The organism is Pararhizobium sp. PWRC1-1, from assembly GCF_049897905.1.
Classification (GTDB): domain Bacteria; phylum Pseudomonadota; class Alphaproteobacteria; order Rhizobiales; family Rhizobiaceae; genus Pararhizobium.
The window spans coordinates 58,792-77,780 of the sequence record NZ_JAFCXE010000026.1 but is presented as its reverse complement, the minus strand read 5'-3'; the positions used below and the strand labels follow the sequence as shown (position 1 = coordinate 77,780).

Here is an 18,989-nt window from a genome sequence, read left to right as displayed (position 1 = left end):
CGCCAATCTTTTGCGGCCATCACTGTGTTTCGGGCGATCAGATCCTGTTTTCAGTCACGGCATCGAAGACCGACGCCAACGACATGTCGAAGCTGAGCTGCAGTGCCCTTCCCGGCGCATAGCGCCGCGAGCCGGCAATGCGCACCGATATGGTCTGTCCGGCGAGCTTCAGCCACAGCAGATTGTCCGCCCCCATAGGCTCCTCGATATCGACAACCGCGTCATGGATTTCCTCGCCCGGCTCATCGACCTTGACGTGTTCCGGACGGACCCCAAGCACGACCTTGCGGCCGGCCTCCATCGGGCCACGGGCCGGATAGGCATCCATGGCGAAATCGACACCGTTGATCTCGATGACCTTGCGGCCGCCCTTGTCCTTGATCTCACCGCGAAAAAAATTCATCGACGGAGAGCCTATGAAGCCGGCGACGAACAGGTTTTCCGGCATGTTGTAGATCGTCATCGGATCGGCCAGCTGCTGGATGACCCCGCTTTTCATGACGGCGATCCGGTCGGCCAGCGTCAGCGCCTCGATCTGGTCATGGGTGACGTAGATCATCGTGTTCTTCAGAGATTGGTGCAGCCGCTTGATTTCGACGCGCAGTTCGGAGCGCAGCTTGGCGTCGAGGTTGGACAGAGGTTCGTCGAACAGGAAGACGTCGACATCCCGCACCAGCGCCCTGCCGATCGCCACGCGCTGGCGCTGCCCGCCCGAAAGCTCGGATGGCTTGCGCTTCAACAGCGGCTGGATTTGCAGGATTTCGGACGCACGGGCCACCCGCTTGTCGATTTCCGCCTGCGGCAGCTTGGCAACCTTCAGGCCGAAGGACAGGTTACCCTCCACCGTCATCTGCGGATAGAGCGCATAGGACTGGAACACCATGCCGATACCACGGTCCTTGGGCTCTTCCCAGGTGACGTTCTTGTCCTTGATGAAAATCTGGCCTTCCGACACGTCGAGAAGTCCGGCGATGCAATTGAGTAGGGTCGATTTCCCGCAGCCGGACGACCCGAGAAGCACCAGGAATTCGCCATCCTTGACGTCGAGATTGAGTGTCTCAAGCACGGTAACCGCGCCAAAGCTCAACGACAGATCCCTGACCGATACGCTGTTGATGGTCATGCAATTACCCTTTCACTGCGCCGGCGGCGATGCCACGGACGAAAAGCCGTCCGGAGACGAAATAGACGATCAACGGCACGGCACCGGTCAGGATGGTTGCCGCCATGTTGACGTTGTATTCCTTCACGCCCTGGACCGAATTGACGATATTGTTGAGCTGGACGGTCATCGGATAATATTCCGGCCGGGTGAACACGACGCCCAACAGGAAGTCGTTCCAGATGCCGGTGATCTGCAGGATCATCGCAACGACGAAGATCGGCAGCGACATCGGCAGCATGATCTTGAAATAGATCGTCCAGAAACCGGCACCGTCGACACGCGCCGCCTTGAACAATTCCTCCGGCAGCGAGGAGAAATAGTTGCGGAACAACAATGTCAGGATCGGCATGCCGAAAATCGAATGCACGATGATCAGGCCGGTCAGCGAGCCGTAAAGCCCCATTTCCCGCAGCACGATGACGATCGGATAGATCATCACCTGGTAGGGGATGAAGGCACCGACGATCAGGATGGTGAAGAACAGGTCTGCACCCTTGAAGCGCCAGTTGGCCAGCGCATAGCCGTTGATCGAAGCGATCGCGATGGAGACGAGCGTCGAAGGGATGGTGATGCGCACCGAATTCCAGAAGCCGCGCGACAGGCCATCGCAATTCAGCCCCGTGCACGCGCTGGACCAGGCCTTGACCCAGGGCTCGAAGGTAATCTCCAGCGGTGGCGAGAAAATGTTGCCGAGCCGCACCTCCGGCATGCCCTTCAGCGAGGTGACAACCATCACGTAGAGTGGCAGCAGATAGTAGACGGCGGCAAAGATCAGCGCGCCGTAGATCATGATGTTTCGCGGCGACAGCATCGGGCGCGGTTTCTTGCCTTTCGGCCCGGCAGCAAGCTTCGTTGTAGTGCCAGCTTTGGAGGACGGATTGTTGAGAGTTACGACCTCAGCCACGCTTGCGTCCTCCAAATTCGAGATAGGCCCAGGGGACGACGATGATGGCGACGGTGAGCAGCATCATGGTCGAGGCGGCAAAGCCCTGACCGAGATTCTGTGCCTGGAACATATAGTCGTAGACATACTTTGCAGGGACCTCCGAGGCGATACCGGGGCCGCCGCTGGTCTGCGCGACAACGAGATCGTAGACGCGCACGATGCCGCTGGCGATGATCACCAGCGTGGTGATGAACACGGCGCGCATCATCGGAATGACGATGAAAAGATAGGTCTTCCACATCGGGATGCCGTCGACACGCGAGGCCTTCCAGATATCCTCGTCGATACCGCGCAGGCCGGCAAGCATCAGGCACATGACCAGCCCAGTGCCCTGCCAGAGTGCTGCGATCAGGATGCCGTAGATGACGATGCTGGGATTGTAGAGCGGGTCGAATGCAAACGTGCTCCAGCCGAGCGAGCGGACAACAGACTGAATCCCGAACTCCGGATTGAGAATCCACTGCCAGACAAGGCCGGTGACGATGAAGGAGAGCGCGAACGGATAAAGAAAGATCGTGCGAAAGGTATTTTCGAAGCGGATCTTCTGATCCATCAGCGCCGCCAGCAGGAAGCCGATGACGAGGCTGAAAATCAGCGAAAAAATACCGTAGATGGCCAGATTCTGAATGGATATCAGCCAGCGGGGTGCAGCCCACAGGCGCTCGTACTGATCCAGTCCGACAAATGTCAGGCGCGGAAGAAGCTTGGAATTGGTGAAGGAGTAAAACACCGTCCAGAGTGTACCGCCGAGAAAGATGACGACGGCGGTGAGTATCATCGGAATTGAGGCAATCTTCGACTGCAGATTGCGCAGCAACTGGTTTGGCCGGCCGGCGTTCGCTTGGCCCGTCATAGGTCAACCCTCCCCTGGATCGTGGTTTTCTTGCGAGGACATGGTTGAAGCCCCGGCGTCAGCGTCAGACCGGTCGGGACTTCAGACCGGTTCCGCAGAAGCGGAACCGGTCATCCGTTCAGAGCAGTTTGTCAGTCGGCTGAAGCGATGATTTCGGCGAAGCGCTTCTGCGCGTCTTCCGGCGTCATCGTCGGCGTGGCGAAGAACTCGGAGAACAGATCTTCCTTCTGCTTCTGGATGTCGGCTGACAGCAGTTGGTCTGTGCCTTGGATCACATTGCCCTTGGCAAGGATTTCCAGACCCTTCTTCATGCAGTCGTTCGCGGCAGCCAGATCGACGTCGCCACGCACCGGCAGCGAGCCCTTCTTCAAATTGAAGGCGACCTGTGTCTTAGGATTGATGAGCGTCGAAGCGAGCACTTCCTGAGCCTTGGACTTTTCTTCATCCTTCAGCAGCGGGAAGTAGAAAGCGTCCCCACCGGTCGAGATGATTTCATTGACGCCGAGACCCGGCAGGCAGGTATAGTCGGTACCGGCCTTCTGGCCAGCAAGCTGAAACTCGCCCTGGGCCCAGTCGCCCATGATCTGGCCGCCGGCCTTGCCGGTGATGACCAGATTGGTGGCCTGGTTCCAATCCTGGACATTGCTGCCCTTAGACATTTTACGGGCGTCGTCGGCAGCCTTGAACACCTTGGCGATTTCAGGACCTGCGGCGACTTCCTCGTCCTTGTCGCCGAACACCTTGTTGAAGGTGTCCTTACCGGCGATGGCCACCATCAGCACGTCGAACGCGTTGGCGGACTGCCAAGGCTGTCCACCAACGGCAAGCGGAACGATACCGGCCTTTTCGAGCGCCGGTGCGGCTGCGACGAACTCGTCCCAGTTCTTCGGCACTTCGACGCCGGCCGTCTTGAAGGCGGCATTCGAAAGCCACAGCCACTGCCAGGAATGGATGTTGACCGGGGCGCAATAAATCTTGCCGTCGATCGTGCAGCTATCAAGCAGGCTCGCGGGCTTGATGATGTCCTTCCAGTGTTCCTTTGTCGCGACATCGGTCAGATCGCGCATCAGGCCGGCCTGCACCAGCTCTTCGGCCTGACGGCCATGATTGAACTGGGTGGCGCCCATCGGGTCACCGCCGGTGATGCGGCTGACCATGATCGGCCGCGCCGTGCCGCCGGAACCGGCGATCGCACCATCGACCCACTTGTTGCCAGTGGCATCGAATGCCTTGGCCAGTTCCGCAACGGCGGCGGCTTCGCCCCCGGACGTCCACCAATGTGTCACTTCCAGATCGGCAGCGTTAGCGATGCCCAATGGAAGCACTACAGTCGCCGCCAATGCAGCAGCCAACAAACGCAGTTTCATGAGTTTTCCTCCCTCACTGTAACGTTACCGTAAAAACTTAGTTCAATCGTTTTGGAGACGCAACCACAAGAATGGACAATTCTTGATAAAAACCTCCTCACAACCTTAAGAATCGAACGTCGACACAGCGATGTGCTGGACACCGAGGTTTGCTGCAGCGCAAATTTGACCAAAAAAAGCGCTGTCAATGCACTTCTTACGGCGTTTCGCTGGAAGATCAGCGATTTTCTGCCTGACGTGTCCTTCGCGGACGCAGCACCACCTTGGTGCGACGCATTATTCAGCCCTACCGAGAGAAACTGTCACGAAGGCAAAAAAACAACTCGACATGGCTACTGTATCGTTACAGATTTTGAAGGATCGGAAGAGAATAGGCCGTGGGTGCCTCTCTGTCATGAATCGGATATAAGGCAGACAAGACCCTTGGGGCTGCTGCAGGCAAACGCCGTCCTTGCGACGGAACAGTCTGAACATGGGAAGGCGATGGGCGGGAATGGACGAGAAAAACAAAAGCCGGCAGGCAACGCTACCGCCCTCAATGAACGAGCGCCCGACACTGAAGACAATTGCCTTCATGACTGGCCTTGGCATCACAACGGTATCGCGCGCCCTGAAGGATGCCCCGGACATCGGCGCCGAGACCAAGGAGCGCGTGCGGCTCGTCGCCAAGCAGGTCGGCTATCAGCCAAACCGCGCTGGCGTCAGGCTGCGTACCGGCAAGACCAACGTCATCAGCCTGGTTCTGTCGCTTGAGGAAGAAGTGATGGGCTTGACCAGCCCGATCGTCGTCGGCATCTCCGAGATACTGGCCTCGACGGGATATCACCTCGTCATTACGCCGTACCGGTTTTCCAAGGACGCGCTGGCGCCCGTGCGCTACGTGCTGGATACAGGCGCTGCCGATGGCGTGATCATCTCGCGGACGGAACCGAACGATCCCCGCGTTGCCCTGATGATGGAGCGGAATTTTCCGTTCGCCACCCATGGCCGCACCGAAATGGGCCTCGCCCATCCCTATCACGATTTCGACAATGAAGGCTTTGCCTACGAAGCCGTCCGGCGCCTTGCCGAACTTGGGCGCAAGCGCATCGTGCTCCTGCAGCCGCCGCCGCATCTGACGTTTCATCGGCATATGCGAAAGGGTTTTGACCGGGCCGTTCGCGATTTCGGCATCGAGGCCGTGCCGTTCAATTCCGTCGATATCGATAACAGCCTCGTGGAAATCCGCGCCGCATTCGAGGCGCTGATGAGCGCGCCCGATGCGCCAGATGGCATCGTCTCGGGTTCCGGCGCAGGCTCGATTGCCGTCATCGCTGGCCTTGAAGCAGTCGGGAAGCGGTTGAAACACGATGTCGATATGGTCTCGAAGGTTCCGAGCGACTTCCTGAGCTGGCTGCGGCCGGAGGTAATCACCATGAACGAAGACATCCGTCATGCCGGCCGTGAGCTTGCCAAGGCTGTCATCGGCCGCATTGCAGGTACCCCTGCGGAAGAACTGCAAAGCCTCAGCAAGGCAATCTGACCATAGGAACGGCATTCAAAAACCCGCGCGGAACGATCCGCGCGGGTTTTGCTGTTTCAGGACGGTTGAAACGCGATCAGGCGTTCAGACCACTGCCCCACGGACCGTGATGCGAATCGGCACCATCGATGCGGTCGAAACCGTGAGCGCCGAAGAAGTCGCGTTGCGCCTGGATGACGTTTGCCGTGCCGCGGCCGCGGCGATAGCTGTCGAAATAACCGAGCGCCGAGGCAAGGGCTGGAACCGGAAGGCCGCCAAGCACGGCTGCGGAAACAACCCGGCGAAGTGCGCCGTCGGTTTCCTTGACCATGCCGGAGAAGGCCGGCGTAACTATCAGGTTGGCGACCTTCGGATCCTTGGTAAAGGCCGTGGTGATTTCGTCGAGGAAGGCCGAGCGGATGATGCAGCCGGCACGCCAGATCTTGGCGATCGTCGGCATCGGCAGGTTCCAGTTGAACTCGCGCGAGGCTTCCGCCATCACCGCAAAGCCTTGCGCATAGGCGCCGATCTTGGCGGCCAAAAGCGCGCTTTCCAGATCCTTGAGGAACGCACCCTTGTCGGCAATCCTGAACTCGCCGACATTCGGCAGGCCAAGCACCTTTTCAGCGGCCTCGCGCTCGCCCTTGACCGACGAGATGCTGCGGGCAGCAACGGCGGCTTCGATGGCGGTTGCCGGAATACCCATGTTCTGGGCCTCGATCACCGACCATTTGCCGGTGCCCTTCTGGCCGGCCTTGTCGAGGATGAGATCGACGATCGGCTTGCCGGTGATCGGGTCGGCCGCCTTCAGAACCGTCTCGGTGATTTCGATCAGGTAGGAATTCAAGCGGCCCTTGTTCCATTCGCCAAAAACCTCGCCGATTTCGGTGGCGCTCATCTTCAGGCCGTCGCGCAGGATGCCGTAGATTTCGGCGATCATCTGCATATCGGCATACTCGATGCCGTTGTGAATGGTCTTGACGAAATGACCGGCACCGTTTTCGCCGAGCCAGGCAACGCACGGATCATCGTTGTATTTCGCAGCGATCGAGGTCAGCACTTTTTCGACGCGCTTCCAGGACTCTTCCTTGCCGCCGACCATTATGGACGGGCCGTGACGCGCGCCCTCCTCACCACCGGACACGCCCATGCCGATAAAGGTCAGGCCGCTGTCCTTGAGATTGTCGAAGCGGCGCATGGTGTCGCGGAAATTGGCGTTGCCGGCATCGATCATGATGTCGTTGTTCTCAAGATAAGGCTTGAGCAGTTCCATCTGCTGATCGACCGGTTCACCGGCCTTGATCATGATGATGATCGGTCGTGGCGGGCGGATCGCAGCGACGAATTCCTCGATGGTCTCGCACGGCACGATCTGGCTCTGCAAGCTGCCTGCTTCGGCATAGAACCTCCGCGTCGCCTCCACGGTGCGGTTGAAGACTGCGATCTTATTGCCCTTCTCGGCAATGTTGAGCGCCAGATTCGATCCCATAACGCCAAGACCGATAAGGCCGATTTCTGCCTGTGCCACGTATGTGCCTCCGTTGGACAGTGAAGCTGCCAATGCCCGGCTGGGCGTGCGCACGGCTCCACCAGATTGAACTTGCAGGGTGATTTTGTTCGGCTACGAATGCCTGAACACGCTCTGCGGATGCTGAGGGAGTTTTGGCATTCAAATCGATTAACGACAAGTGATTGTTGTCAAAAGTGATACTTTTCCGGGGCGATGGGGTAGGCTTTGAACCCCTGAGTGTCGCGCAGGGAAAACCGCGCGGATAACGGTAAATTCAAGGATTGCCTCCCTTGAAGACTAGGCAGCAGGCCACGGCCTGATTGTCCGTTTTGTTCAATTTTCTGCTCCATGGCGGCGGCATATTCGGCAATGGTTTGAACGGAGGGAACAGCGTGGCTGCGATGGAAGCAAAAATCATCCACATCACGATCGAAAGGAATTGGCGCGACGTCTACACGTTCGCAGCTAGGCCAGACAATATGCCACTCTGGGCATCCGGCCTTGCCGCAGGGCTGGAGCCGGACGGCGAGGATTGGGTGGCACACGGCGCGCTCGGCAATGCCCGCATCAGCTTCACTCCTCTGAATGATTTTGGCGTGCTCGACCACCTCGTCACACTGGAAACGGGACTTGCAGTCCACAACGCTCTGCGTGTCGTGCCGAACGGCAGCGGAGCCGAAGTGATGTTCACGCTACTCAGGCAGCCCGGCATGAGCAAGGAACAGTTCGACAGCGATGCCGATTGGGTCCAGAAAGACCTCAACGCATTGAAAGAACAGATGGAAGTATAAAGGAGACCACCATGGGACAGAAGGGCACAGACCGCCAGATCGACAATATCGAGTTCGCCGTGACCGACATTGCGCGCTCAAAGGCTTTTTACGGCACCGCATTCGGCTGGACGTTCACGGATTACGGCCCGCAATATTGCGAATTCACCGACGGCCGGCTGACCGGCGGCTTGACCACAGGAACACCAAAACCCGGTGGCCCGCTGATCATCCTCTATGCCGATGACCTTGCAGAAACACAGGCGCGGTTGGAAAAGCAAGGCGCCCACATTGTCGTCGAGACCTTTTCCTTCCCGGGCGGAAGACGCTTCCATTTCCAGGATCCGGACGGATACGAACTGGCTGTTTGGTCAGACAAGTAACAGTCAACGAGCAGAGCGCGAGGGCAACAGCCCTCGCCTTTCACACTCAGGCCGCGATCGAGCGGCGGCGGTCGGCAATTTCCTGCAGCACAAGAATGGCACCGATGACCTTGCCGGTGCCGGACATGCACGGCGTCATCCGGCAACGGACCACCACTGTGCGATTTCCGACATCCTTGGCGAAGGTATAATCGACCAATTCACCGGAAAAACACTTATCGAGATTGGGCTTGACCCGCTGCTCGAACCGCTGGATGCCGACAAACTCGACAATATGGCGGCCGACGAGATCCATCGGACGCTCTTCCAACCGGGCCGCGTTGACGGGGTTTGTATAGAGATAGCGGTAATCCGGCGTGATGACCGCAACGCGGTCCGGCAGGCAGTCGAGGATCGCTTCATTGAGAAACCCCTCGTCGGCCCGGCCCCTGCGCGCCGCGACCGAGGGCGGCGGCGACATCCACGGTTTTTCGGCGATCTCGTTGCTACCAGCGAAAAAATAACGGTCGGCCAGCGTCTGCAAGACAACGCGCTGGCGCAGAACGCTGGAAACGTCGTCGGCTTCCTTGCGCAGCAGATCAAGGACGAACTGAAACTGCAGGCGAGCGTCAATGACGGTCTCGGCCTTCTCCTCATAGATCGCGGTCAGAACCGGATCGATCTCGCGATCGAGAATGCTGATCAGCAGATCATCACCGGATTTGACCGCATATTGCAGCTGAGAATATTTGAACCAGAAGAGCTCGATCAGTGCCTTCAATTTCCACCCCGCTCCCCAATTTTCCGACAGAGCCTGAAAAAGCCCGGGAAAATTGAACGCAATCAATAATCAAATCGATTGAAAAGCGCCATTCAAAAGACCCGAAGCGCTTGCAATCGCCAAACAGTAATAACAGAAGTCTACACCCAAAAAGGTAGTGTTCAACACCTGAAAAATCACCTGAAACGTTTCCGGTGAACTTATTTTAGGCATTCAATATGGAATGCACCGTAATGCCGCGCTGCCTTCCGCAATCTCAGCAGCATTTGCGGCACGCGGACACCCGCAAATCGGAAAAATTACCAGTCACATGCACAAAAAGTGAGGACTCACTCATCCATCTCTGCCTGTCATGAAGACGGGTTGATCGCCTGCCGAGACCTCCGGAAGACGAAGAATATGCTCAGTCTTTCAAATGTTTTTTGATGTGCCACCGGTCGTGATACCAGAGCCACTGCCCCGGATATTCGCGCACCCAGCTTTCGACCTTGTCGTTCAGCAACTGCGCCGTCGCATTGACATCAACACCACCGTCGGCCTTGCGCGGGATTTCAATCGCCGGCTCCAGCTCAAGGCGAAAGCGTCCGTCCGGCAGGCGTATCGAGCGGGCCGGATAGACTTCGCAATTGAATTGCCGCACCAGCTTGGCCAGCAGCGGATTGGTCTTCACGTCGCGGCCGAAAAACGTCGTCGTAAGGCCTTTGCGGAATTTCTGATCGACCAGAACACCGACAGCACCTCCGGCCTCAAGCTTGCGCGCCAGTGTAAACGACGAGCCGGCATGCGAGGGGACCAGGTTGCCCATGCGCTGCTTGCGGAAATCGAAAACTTTGTCAGCGACATAGGGATTGTTCGGCGGCCGGAACAGCACCGTCACATCCAACCCGAACGCGGCACTTGCAACCGGAAGGAGCTCGAAATTGCCAGTATGGGCGGTGAAGACGATAAACGGACGCGGATTGTCGCGCAGTTCCAGGAACAGCGGGATACCGGAAACCTCGATACGGCCGGGTTTCGGGTTTTCCGGATCGAAATCGAAAAGCTCGTCCAGGAACACATATTCGGCGGCGAGCCGGCCAATGCTGCTCCAGCTTTCCAGCGCGATCGCCTCGATCTCCGCCTCGCTCTTTTCGGGAAAGGCGTTGCGAAGATTGGTCATCGTCAGCGTATGACGATGCTTCAGCTTCGGCCCGAGCCAGCGCGTGAAGCGCGCGGAAAACTCGATGGCACCTCTGGCTGGAAACAGCTTGAGTGTGCCCAGCAACAGAAAGACGAACTGGGCAATCGACCACTGACGAAACCGCTCCGCGGATAGAACCAACCGTGTAATCAGCATGCGCACGGTGTTCAGTCCATCCGCAGAATGATTTTGCCGAAGACCTGGCGTGTTTCCATGCGCTCCAGCGCCTTGTCGATCTCGGAGAAACCAACCTCGGTGTCGATCACCGGGTGAACGAGCCCGCGCGCCATCTTCTGCATGGCGTTGGCCATGTTCTCCATCCGGCAACCGAAGGAGCCGAACAGCTTCAGTTGCTGCTGGAACAGCATCATCAGGTTCATTTCCGTCGAAACGCCGGAGGTCGAGCCGCAGGTGACCAGACGGCCGCCGCGCTTAAGGACGAACATCGAGGCTGCGAAGGTATCCTTACCGACATGTTCGAAGACGACATCTACGCCCTTCTTCTTGGTCAGTTTGCGGGTGACGCCCTCAAAACGGTCCTTGCGGTAATTGATGACGTGATCGGCGCCGAGCGCCTTGGCCTTCTCGATCTTGTCGTCGGAGCCGACGGTAGTGATGACGGTGCAGCCGATCTTCTTGGCAAGCTGGATCGCCGCCGAGCCGATACCGGAACCACCGGCATGGATCAGGATGGTTTCACCGGGCTCAAGCTTGGCATTGTCAAACAGCATGTGCTCGACGGTGCCGAAGGTGACAGGTGCGACGGCCGCAGCCACCGCATCGACGCCCGGAGGAGCCGGAACGAGCAGGCGCGCCGGAAGATTGACCTTCTCCTGCGCAAAGCCATCGAGATGGAAGCCATGCACACCGCCGACATGTTCGCAGAGATTATCGCGGCCTTCGCGGCACGGACGGCAAAGACCGCAGGTGCGGGCACCATAGATCGAGACAAGCTGTCCCGGCAGAACATTGGATACACCCGGGCCGATCTGATCGACCACGCCGGATGCTTCAGCACCGATCACCAGCGGCATCTTGCGCTTGGCAAAGGCCATGCCCCGCCAGCCCCAGACGTCGATATGGTTGAGCGCGACCGCCTTGACGCGAAGGGTGACTTCACCGGGACCGGGCGCTTCCGGCTCGGGAAGGTCGGTGATTTCCAGCTTGCGGTCATCGACCAGTTGCAAAGCGCGCATGATATAAGTCCTTAAGCCCGAGGCGTATTTGCCTCGAAAAAATATGATGTCCGATTAGGCCGGTTCGGCAGCCATGACAAGGCTGGCGTTCTGACCGCCGAAGCCGAAGGAGTTAGACAGGACGGCAGTGACCTGCGCATCCCGCTTCACATTCGGCACGACATCGAGAATGATAGATGGATCGGGGTTCTGATAGTTGATCGTCGGCGGCACCGTGCCTGTCAGGATCGTCTGCAGCGAGAACACCGCCTCGACCGCACCGGCAGCCGTCAATGTGTGGCCGATCATCGACTTGTTCGACGACACCGGAATGGACGGCAGTGCTTCGCCGAACACCGACAACATCGCGCCATATTCCATCTTGTCGTTTTCAGGCGTCGATGTACCATGGGCGTTGATATAGCCGATATCGCCTTCGCTCAGACCAGCATCGGCAAGCGCTGCGCGGATCGTCGCAATCGCCGGGCCGCCATCTGGCGAAGAGCGCGTGCGGTGGAACGAATCGGCCTTTTCGCCGCAGCCTTTCAGGATGCCGTAGATTTTTGCGCCGCGCGCGACCGCTGCTTCCAGCGATTCCAGCACCAGCGTTGCAGCACCTTCGGCAATGACGAAACCGTCGCGATCTTTGGAGAAGGGTTTTGAGGCCCGCTCCGCCGGATCGTTCTGAGTGGAGAGAGCCGACAGAAGTGCGAACCGGATCAGTGCTTCGGCACTGACCGAACCATCAGTGGCAACGGTGAGCGCCCGGTCGGTGCGGCCCTGGCGGATTGCTTCAACACCGAGCTGGATAGCCGTTGCGCCTGAAGCGCAGGCCGTCGACAGCGTCACCGGTAGTCCGCGGGTACCGAACTGGTCGGACAAGCGCTCGGAAATAGCCCCGAACAATGCCGCCTCATGGAAAACAGGATCGGCACGATCGCGCATGGCGGCGAGAAAGCGGTCATAGGCGTCGCCTGGCTTCTGTGATGGCGGCGAACGATCGGCGAGCTCGAAGCGGGCGCTCCATTCCGGCTCGATCGGCGGTGCCGCAAGAAACAGCGGGCCGTTGAAATCGCCGGACAGGCCGGCCTGCGCAAGCGCTTCCGCCGTCGTTTCACGCGCAAAGGCGTAAGAACGCTCGACGGAGTTTTCGGCTGGAATATCAATGAAATCGACTGTTCCGCTGATTCGGGTTGAGAGGCCATCGGTCGGGAACCGGGTAATCTTGTGGATACCGGAGACGCCCGAGGTCAGTGCCTTCCAGTTGTCCTCGACGCCCTGGCCGAGCGAGGTGATGACGCCCATGCCGGTGACGGCGATCAACGGGCGGCCGAGATGATCCTTGTAAGCGCTGGTCATATCTGCCGCTCCTTATTCTTCTGCCGAAAGCACGGCAATGCCTTCGCCGCGTGCATGACCGATCGTCGTGACGATGGCCGTCTTTGCAGGCTTTTGCATGGGTGCCTCACCCGCCGGATCGAATGGCGGCACCTTGGCGCCCGCGCCAAGCGACAGAGCCGCAAAGGCCAATCCCAGCGGAAACTGGGCTTCCAGCGTGTGACCGACAAGACCGCCATAGGCACGCACGGCAGCCTTCGGGAACTGCGCGTCGAGAAACGCCTTTTCGCGTGCGGCAAGGTCCGGAAACCCCGTGGTGCCGGAGAAAACGACCGTCGTGGACGGATCAGCATCGGCGGCAGGCTGAGAGAGATATTGCAAACGCTGCTCGAAGCGATCCCCCTCGCGGCTGCCGCGATCTCCGCCGACGGCATCGATCGTTGCATAGATGCGGGCGCCGCGCGCCTCAGCATGTTCACGCGATTCGAGCATCAGGAACGCGCCGACCGAACCGGTGATCATGCCGCCACCGTTTTCAGGCTTGCGCGACCAGATCGGGTGGTGATCGCCGAGCGCATGGCCCTGAACAGCCTCGATCAGCAGAATCATGTCCTGCCGTTCGGCCGAAAACGCGCCGCCGACCAGCGTATGGGTCGATTGCCCGGCCTTGATACGGGCAAAGGCAGTTTCGATCGCAGAAATACCGGCGCCCTCTTCGCCCATGAAGGTGCGCGAGGAGCCGGTGATCTTGTGGACAATGGAAATGTTGCCGGCCATCAGGTTTGACAGTTGGGCGAGAAACAGCGTCGGACGCAATTCGGTCGTCAGCTTTTCGTTGAGCAGCTGTTCGCGGTCGTTGCGCTTCAGCGCTTCATCGACAATCAGCGAATCGACATTGATGTCGCGCTCACCGCCACCGGCCGCCACGATCATGTCCATGCTGCCGCAGGCGTCCAGATCGTCCTTGAAACCTGCATCGTCAAGCGCCAGCCCGGCACTAAAGACGCCGAGGCGCTGCCAGTTTTCCATCTGCCGCTGGTCGCCACGCTTGGGGATCTGCTGCGACCAGTCGATCTCCGGCAGCGGATGCACCGGATAAGGCGCGAAACGCTCGGTCTCGACACGCACGACCGGCGGCTCTGGAGCCATCAGAAGTGCGGTGTGCACCTCGGTGCCGACACCCTGGCTGGTGACGATGCCGACACCGGTGATTACAACATCATTGGCGGATTTGCTCATCGTCATTCCCCCGTCGCGGCCGAGGCGGCGATTGCAGCCATCAGCCCAACTTCTTCGGCACGCTTCTTGACGATCGGGCCGAGCGGCACCTGATCGAACGGCATGGTGCGCAGTTTCAGCTGTGCATCGCAGACCCTCTTGCCCTGCGAGGTGATCTTTGCCTTGACGACGGCAAAGCCGGAACCGTCGTGTTCAAGAAATGCCTCGATGTCGAGGACGGCCTCCGGCTCGACGAAGGTGCGCATCTTGGCGCTATCGACCGACATCAGGAACGGCATGGCGGCGAAATCGGTGGCAGCCAGCACGAGAAAACCGCAGGCCTGCGCCATCGTCTCGATCAAGAGGACACCCGGAACCAACGGGTAACCGGGGAAATGGCCTTCGAAGACGGGGCTTTTGGCCGGAACCACAGAGCGCGCCGTCAGCGTCTTGGCGTTGAGATCGACCGTTTCGACCCGATCGATCATCTGAAAATATTCAAGGAGCATCAGGAGCAAATCCAGCTTGGCCCAGAGCGCGGCGCTTTGGAAACAGCGCCGGAACACTCCGAATTTCAAATCCGCATGACCCCGCCCGAACCGGTCCGGCGTCGCGATCATGCGACCGTCAAGTAAAAACGCAAATGCCGCCTGTCAAGCGCGGTCCACGCGACAGGCGGCATTGATATCACTCATGCACGTGTTCCCGCGTGTTAAACGCGCGATATCGTCATCAGCCCTTGGCGGCCTTCAGTTCGTCGATCTTGGCGCAGAGATTCTTCAGGACGAAATATTCTTCCGTCGAAACCTTGCCTTCGTTGACTTCCTGCGTCCACTGCTCCAGCGGGATCTTGATGCCGAATTCCTTGTCGATCGCGAAGACGATGTCGAGGAAGTCCAGGCTGTCGATGCCGAGATCGTCGATAGTGTGGCTTTCCGGCGTAATCGTCTCGCGGTCGATTTCGCTCGTTTCCGCAATGATGTCGGCAACCTTGTCGAATGTAGCTGTCACGCGCATACCTCTTTAGAATACATGTTTTGGCGAACCTATAGGTAAATGCGGCTGAAAAGCCAATGGCCTTGGGCGCAAGAGTTGCATTTATGACTACGGTGTTGCCCAAACATCAAGCCAAGCCCGCAATACCGGCCTCAAAGACCTGTTGCGGCCGGGAGATCAGCAGCCAAGGCATCGATCGCGAGCCTGACACGCAGCGGCAGATGCGGCGTCTGCGGCCAGACGGCGTGGCAATCAAAAGACAGGCGGCGTTCATCCGCAAACAGCCGGACAAGGCGGCCATCGCGCAGCTTGTCCTGGACAAGCCAGCAGGGCAGCCAGACAAGTCCAAGCCCCGAAACCCCGGCATCGGCGATCATCTCCAGATCATCGAAATGCATGCGCGAAGGCGGCAGGATTTCGGCGTCCGGCCCACCCTCGACCGGAAAAAGCCATGAACGGATACGGCCAGAGCGGGCATAGAGGATCGCATGATGATCCCGCAACTCGTCTGTGGTCGTCGGCGTACCATGAATGCTCAGATAATCCGGAGAGGCACAGACCGTCATGCGCTGATGCGCCAGCCGGCGTGTCATCAGCCCCGGCCATTCACCGAGGGGACCACTGCGAATGGCGAGATCGAACCCCTCTTCGACGATATCGATCCGGCTATCGGTGAAATTCAGGTCAAGCTCCAGCTTCGGATGTTCGCCGGCCAGTTTCAGCAGGATCGGAGCAATACAGCGGCGGCCGAACAGGACGGGCATCGAAACCCGCAACCGGCCCGCAGCCTCCTTGCGCCCTGATTCGAGCATGGCCTCACCTGCCCTCAGCTCTTCCAACGCCCGCAGGCAGCGCTCGTAAAAAGCCTGGCCATCCTCCGTCAGGGTCTGGCTGCGGGTGGTGCGATGGAACAGTCGGGCGCCCAGCCGGTCTTCCAGCCGTGCAATGGTCTTGCCGACAGCCGAACGCGACAAGTTGAGCCGCTGGGCGGCCGCGGAAAAACTCTCGGCCTCCACCGCTTCGACAAAAACCGACACCCCATTCATGCGATCATTCATCTGGTTTGTAGCCTTTAAGGAAACAATGAGTGGAAATCATATCGCCACTGACGACTGAAACGCAATGCTAGCTTTGTCTCATCGCTTGGAACATTCCAAATGCCAGGAGACAAACATGACGGAAACAATGAGGCGCTGGTCGATGCCGGCCATCGGCCGCGACAATCTGAAACTGGAGACCGTGGCGATCCCTGAACCAGGCCCAGGCGAAATCCGGGTGAAGGTCTCGGCCGCCTCGCTCAACTATCGGGACAAGCTGGTGATTGAGACGGGCATGGGACTGACACTGCCCACGCCGTTCGTTCCTGCCTCCGACATGGCCGGCGTGGTCGACAGCATCGGATCCGGTGTGACCCGCTTCAAGCCCGGCGACCGGGTGATGTCCACCTTCAAGCCGGACTGGATCGACGGTCGCGACAATGGCACGGCCCGCACGCCAGCCTACAAGACCCTTGGCGGCGCCTATCAGGGCGTTCTGGCCGACTATGTCGTGTTTCCGGAAGGCTGGTTTGCCGCGTCGCCGCACAGCCTTGACGATGCCGAGGCAAGCGCCCTGCCCGTTGCTGGATTGACCGCCTGGTTTGCGCTGATCGAACTCGGCAAGCTGAGGGCCGGATCGACCGTACTCGTCCAGGGCACCGGCGGCGTCGCGCTGTTCGGGGTTCAGATCGCCACGGCGCATGGCGCAAATGTCATTGTCACCTCCCGTAGCGACAGCAAGCTTGACCGGGCCAAGGCGCTCGGCGCCGATCATGGCATCAACAGCAGCAAGGAGGACTGGGTCGAGGCCGTCTACAAGATCACCGGCGACGAAGGCGCCCATCACATTCTGGAAATCGCCGGCGGCGCCAATCTTGGGCAGTCCATCCGCGCGGTGGCGGTGCATGGACGGATTTCGGTCATCGGTGTTTTCGAAGGTTTCGAGGTCGCCGGGCCTGCAGGGCCACTGTTGTTGAAATCGCCGGTCATCCAAGGGATCAGCGTCGGCCACAGGCGATCGCTGGAGGATTTCGTTTGCGCCATCGATTCGACCGGGATCAAACCGGTCATCGATGCCCGCTATCCGCTGGAAGACCTGCACCCGGCCCTCGACCATCTCGATCGCGGCGCTTTCGGCAAAGTCGTCATCAATCTCAACTGAAACTATCAAAATGACTTGAGACCAGCCCCCTGCCGGCCTCAAGTCATTGCCGCATCCGATTAACGGCTGACGACGATCTGAGTGTTCTTCAGACCGTACTGGCTGGCCAGCGCGAAAAACTCGGCGGCATTTTCCGGATGCAGGCGGATGCAGCCATGCGAGGCCGGACGGCCGAGGCGCTTGAGGTCGAAGGTGGCGTGAACGGCGTAACCACCGTTGAAGAACACTGCGTAAGGCATCGGCGCATTGTCATATTTGCGCGAGCGATGATCTCTCGACAGCCACTTGGCGCTCCAGCTTCCCTGCGGCGTGACATAACCCTTGCGCGCGGTGGAAACCTTCCAGCGATAGCGGACGAAACCATTCTGCGACACAGTCATGGTTTGAGAAGAAAGGCTGACCCTTGCAATAAGATTGGCAGCGAAAGCTGAAGGCGAATGAAATTGCATCAATAAAAATGCCAAAAAGGCCACGAAGAATTTACGCATGAAAAACCCTCTCCGAAATATACGCAGATTTTTACTGGTGTCCCGACACGACACAGACTTTACAGTATTTGAAATTATAGACGTTTAAGACAATTGGAAAATTCTGCGTTAACGCGAACGCGTTCAATTTTTTCGAACCGAGTAAAAACTTTAAACTATACTGAAGAGAACGGCCACGATGGCCACCAAGACTACCAGTGATCCGCAACCGCTGTAGAATATGGAGACGCCCGTCTCCACATCTGCGACCGTTGCCACCGCCCTGCCTGCTCCGTTGATCATCGGTTCATTGACCAGTGCGCCCGCATAGATTCTGGGGCCTGCCAATTGTACATCAAGGGCGCCGGCCATCGCAGCTTCTGGCCAGCCGGAATTGGGCGAGCGGTGCAGTCCATGGTCGCGCAATGCGACACCAAGGGCATTGCCGGCCGCGCGCCGCCCAGTGGTCAGGGTGGCACCGGCAGCAATCAGCAGGATCGACAGCCGCGCAGCCGGAATATTGGCTGCATCGTCGAGACGGGCAGAAGCCCAGCCGAAATGAAGGTATTTCGGGGTCTTGTGGCCGATCATCGAATCGGCGGTGTTGAGCGTCTTGTAGGCAATCAGGCCCGGCAGGCCGAGCAGCGCATACCAGAAGGCCGGAGCGACGACACCGTCGGAAAAATTCTCCGCCAGGCTTTCGATCGCCGCGCGGCAAACCGCCGGCTCGTCCAGGGTTTCCGGATCGCGTCCGACGATCATCGACACCGCCCTGCGGCCACCTTCAAGTCCGCCGGTGCGAAGACCGGTGGCCACCCGCGTCACATGATCGGCGAGGCTTTTCTGGGCCAGGAATACCGCAACGACGATCGTTTCAAGCAACCAGCCGAAAATGCCGATGTGCATGAACACCTTGTGCAGCAACCAGCCGCAAAACAGGCTCCACAGCAGCAATCCGGAAATGACCAGAACACCGCTGATCCGCAAGGCCTCTTCCCCCAGGCGCTTGCGGTTGAACGTCCGGTCGCACCAGCCGATCATCGCACCGAACAGCACCACCGGATGCGGCAGCCGGCGCCACAGCCGATCGGGATCGCCGACGATCCGGTCGAGCAGAAGGGCAGCGATCAGGACAAGCAGAATTCCGGTCGACATAGAAGG

The 18,989-nt window shown here is 59.0% G+C and carries 19 protein-coding genes; 4 read left to right on the top strand and 15 right to left on the bottom strand.

What is annotated here, in order from left to right; all coding sequences use genetic code 11:
- Positions 1-37: 37 nt before the first annotated feature.
- From ACP7E0_RS29250 to ACP7E0_RS29235, 4 genes are all read right to left on the bottom strand, one after another.
- Positions 38-1,117 carry an ABC transporter ATP-binding protein gene (locus tag ACP7E0_RS29250; protein ID WP_426130212.1) on the bottom strand — a complete coding sequence of 360 codons (1,080 nt, stop codon included), beginning with the start codon at positions 1,115-1,117 and terminating at the stop codon, positions 38-40.
- 10 nt (positions 1,118-1,127) lie between these two features.
- On the bottom strand, positions 1,128-2,069 hold the full coding sequence (locus ACP7E0_RS29245) for a carbohydrate ABC transporter permease (protein ID WP_426130183.1): 942 nt from the start codon (positions 2,067-2,069) through the stop codon (positions 1,128-1,130).
- Positions 2,062-2,964: a carbohydrate ABC transporter permease gene (locus ACP7E0_RS29240; protein WP_426130181.1), complete on the bottom strand. Its 903-nt coding sequence runs from the start codon at positions 2,962-2,964 to the stop codon at positions 2,062-2,064. The genes ACP7E0_RS29245 and ACP7E0_RS29240 overlap by 8 nt, the downstream gene beginning before the upstream one ends.
- 131 nt (positions 2,965-3,095) lie before the next feature.
- A complete protein-coding gene (locus tag ACP7E0_RS29235) occupies positions 3,096-4,331 on the bottom strand; it encodes an ABC transporter substrate-binding protein (protein WP_426130180.1) in 1,236 nt (411 codons plus the stop codon).
- Between the two features lie 493 nt (positions 4,332-4,824).
- Here ACP7E0_RS29235 and ACP7E0_RS29230 point away from each other — a divergent pair, with 493 nt between their 5' ends.
- A complete protein-coding gene (locus ACP7E0_RS29230) occupies positions 4,825-5,853 on the top strand; it encodes a LacI family transcriptional regulator (RefSeq protein ID WP_426130178.1) in 1,029 nt (342 codons plus the stop codon).
- A 76-nt stretch (positions 5,854-5,929) separates the two neighbouring features.
- Here the strand turns inward: ACP7E0_RS29230 and gndA are convergent, their stop codons facing one another.
- Positions 5,930-7,360, bottom strand: coding sequence for an NADP-dependent phosphogluconate dehydrogenase (gene gndA, locus ACP7E0_RS29225; protein ID WP_426130176.1), 1,431 nt, complete (start codon positions 7,358-7,360; stop codon positions 5,930-5,932).
- Positions 7,361-7,734: 374 nt separating this feature from the next.
- Between gndA and ACP7E0_RS29220 the strand changes: the two genes are divergently transcribed.
- Both ACP7E0_RS29220 and ACP7E0_RS29215 read left to right on the top strand, forming a co-directional pair.
- On the top strand, positions 7,735-8,133 hold the full coding sequence (locus tag ACP7E0_RS29220; protein ID WP_426130174.1) for an SRPBCC family protein: 399 nt from the start codon (positions 7,735-7,737) through the stop codon (positions 8,131-8,133).
- Between the two features lie 11 nt (positions 8,134-8,144).
- Entirely contained in the window at positions 8,145-8,495 is a 351-nt protein-coding gene (locus ACP7E0_RS29215) for a VOC family protein (protein WP_426130172.1), read from the top strand.
- A 46-nt stretch (positions 8,496-8,541) separates the two neighbouring features.
- Here ACP7E0_RS29215 and ACP7E0_RS29210 read toward each other — a convergent pair whose 3' ends face one another.
- The 8 genes from ACP7E0_RS29210 to ACP7E0_RS29175 all read right to left on the bottom strand — a co-directional run bounded on the left by ACP7E0_RS29210 (position 8,542) and on the right by ACP7E0_RS29175 (position 16,220).
- Positions 8,542-9,255, bottom strand: a complete 714-nt coding sequence (locus ACP7E0_RS29210; protein WP_426130170.1) for a PAS domain-containing protein — start codon at positions 9,253-9,255, stop codon at positions 8,542-8,544.
- 403 nt (positions 9,256-9,658) lie between these two features.
- Positions 9,659-10,591: a lipid A biosynthesis lauroyl acyltransferase gene (locus ACP7E0_RS29205; protein WP_426130210.1), complete on the bottom strand. Its 933-nt coding sequence runs from the start codon at positions 10,589-10,591 to the stop codon at positions 9,659-9,661.
- An 11-nt stretch (positions 10,592-10,602) separates the two neighbouring features.
- Positions 10,603-11,631, bottom strand: coding sequence for a zinc-binding dehydrogenase (locus tag ACP7E0_RS29200; RefSeq protein WP_113247793.1), 1,029 nt, complete (start codon positions 11,629-11,631; stop codon positions 10,603-10,605).
- Positions 11,632-11,685: 54 nt separating this feature from the next.
- Positions 11,686-12,969 (bottom strand): beta-ketoacyl-ACP synthase, encoded by a 1,284-nt coding sequence (locus ACP7E0_RS29195; protein WP_426130168.1) that lies wholly within the window; start codon positions 12,967-12,969, stop codon positions 11,686-11,688.
- A gap of 12 nt (positions 12,970-12,981) precedes the next feature.
- Positions 12,982-14,187 carry a beta-ketoacyl-ACP synthase gene (locus ACP7E0_RS29190; RefSeq protein ID WP_426130167.1) on the bottom strand — a complete coding sequence of 402 codons (1,206 nt, stop codon included), beginning with the start codon at positions 14,185-14,187 and terminating at the stop codon, positions 12,982-12,984.
- 2 nt (positions 14,188-14,189) lie between these two features.
- Positions 14,190-14,675 (bottom strand): 3-hydroxyacyl-ACP dehydratase FabZ family protein, encoded by a 486-nt coding sequence (locus ACP7E0_RS29185; RefSeq protein ID WP_426130209.1) that lies wholly within the window; start codon positions 14,673-14,675, stop codon positions 14,190-14,192.
- Positions 14,676-14,898: 223 nt separating this feature from the next.
- A complete protein-coding gene (locus ACP7E0_RS29180; protein WP_112834592.1) occupies positions 14,899-15,183 on the bottom strand; it encodes an acyl carrier protein in 285 nt (94 codons plus the stop codon).
- Positions 15,184-15,314: 131 nt separating this feature from the next.
- Positions 15,315-16,220 (bottom strand): LysR substrate-binding domain-containing protein, encoded by a 906-nt coding sequence (locus ACP7E0_RS29175; protein WP_426130165.1) that lies wholly within the window; start codon positions 16,218-16,220, stop codon positions 15,315-15,317.
- 115 nt (positions 16,221-16,335) lie between these two features.
- Here ACP7E0_RS29175 and ACP7E0_RS29170 point away from each other — a divergent pair, with 115 nt between their 5' ends.
- Positions 16,336-17,361, top strand: a complete 1,026-nt coding sequence (locus ACP7E0_RS29170; protein WP_426130163.1) for a zinc-dependent alcohol dehydrogenase family protein — start codon at positions 16,336-16,338, stop codon at positions 17,359-17,361.
- 59 nt (positions 17,362-17,420) lie between these two features.
- On the opposite strand, the gene ACP7E0_RS29165 is transcribed toward ACP7E0_RS29170, so the two are convergent.
- Positions 17,421-17,849 carry a L,D-transpeptidase gene (locus tag ACP7E0_RS29165; RefSeq protein ID WP_426130161.1) on the bottom strand — a complete coding sequence of 143 codons (429 nt, stop codon included), beginning with the start codon at positions 17,847-17,849 and terminating at the stop codon, positions 17,421-17,423.
- 150 nt (positions 17,850-17,999) lie between these two features.
- Entirely contained in the window at positions 18,000-18,983 is a 984-nt protein-coding gene (gene cbiB / locus ACP7E0_RS29160; RefSeq protein ID WP_426130159.1) for an adenosylcobinamide-phosphate synthase CbiB, read from the bottom strand.
- Positions 18,984-18,989: the final 6 nt, after the last annotated feature.

Excerpts from the sequence above, each read along its gene's own strand:
- ACP7E0_RS29195 (WP_426130168.1), bottom strand. The coding sequence starts at position 12,969 with ATGACCAGCGCTTACAAGGATCATCTCGGCCGCCCGTTGATCGCCGTC.
- ACP7E0_RS29170 (WP_426130163.1), top strand. The coding sequence starts at position 16,336 with ATGACGGAAACAATGAGGCGCTGGTCGATGCCGGCCATCGGCCGCGAC.
- ACP7E0_RS29185 (WP_426130209.1), bottom strand. The coding sequence starts at position 14,675 with ATGCTCCTTGAATATTTTCAGATGATCGATCGGGTCGAAACGGTCGAT.
- ACP7E0_RS29180 (WP_112834592.1), bottom strand. The coding sequence starts at position 15,183 with ATGCGCGTGACAGCTACATTCGACAAGGTTGCCGACATCATTGCGGAA.
- ACP7E0_RS29200 (WP_113247793.1), bottom strand. The coding sequence starts at position 11,631 with ATGCGCGCTTTGCAACTGGTCGATGACCGCAAGCTGGAAATCACCGAC.
- ACP7E0_RS29190 (WP_426130167.1), bottom strand. The coding sequence starts at position 14,187 with ATGAGCAAATCCGCCAATGATGTTGTAATCACCGGTGTCGGCATCGTC.
- ACP7E0_RS29175 (WP_426130165.1), bottom strand. The coding sequence starts at position 16,220 with ATGAATGATCGCATGAATGGGGTGTCGGTTTTTGTCGAAGCGGTGGAG.
- ACP7E0_RS29240 (WP_426130181.1), bottom strand. The coding sequence starts at position 2,964 with ATGACGGGCCAAGCGAACGCCGGCCGGCCAAACCAGTTGCTGCGCAAT.
- ACP7E0_RS29230 (WP_426130178.1), top strand. The coding sequence starts at position 4,825 with ATGGACGAGAAAAACAAAAGCCGGCAGGCAACGCTACCGCCCTCAATG.
- cbiB (WP_426130159.1), bottom strand. The coding sequence starts at position 18,983 with ATGTCGACCGGAATTCTGCTTGTCCTGATCGCTGCCCTTCTGCTCGAC.
- ACP7E0_RS29215 (WP_426130172.1), top strand. The coding sequence starts at position 8,145 with ATGGGACAGAAGGGCACAGACCGCCAGATCGACAATATCGAGTTCGCC.
- ACP7E0_RS29235 (WP_426130180.1), bottom strand. The coding sequence starts at position 4,331 with ATGAAACTGCGTTTGTTGGCTGCTGCATTGGCGGCGACTGTAGTGCTT.
- ACP7E0_RS29205 (WP_426130210.1), bottom strand. The coding sequence starts at position 10,591 with ATGCTGATTACACGGTTGGTTCTATCCGCGGAGCGGTTTCGTCAGTGG.
- ACP7E0_RS29165 (WP_426130161.1), bottom strand. The coding sequence starts at position 17,849 with ATGCGTAAATTCTTCGTGGCCTTTTTGGCATTTTTATTGATGCAATTT.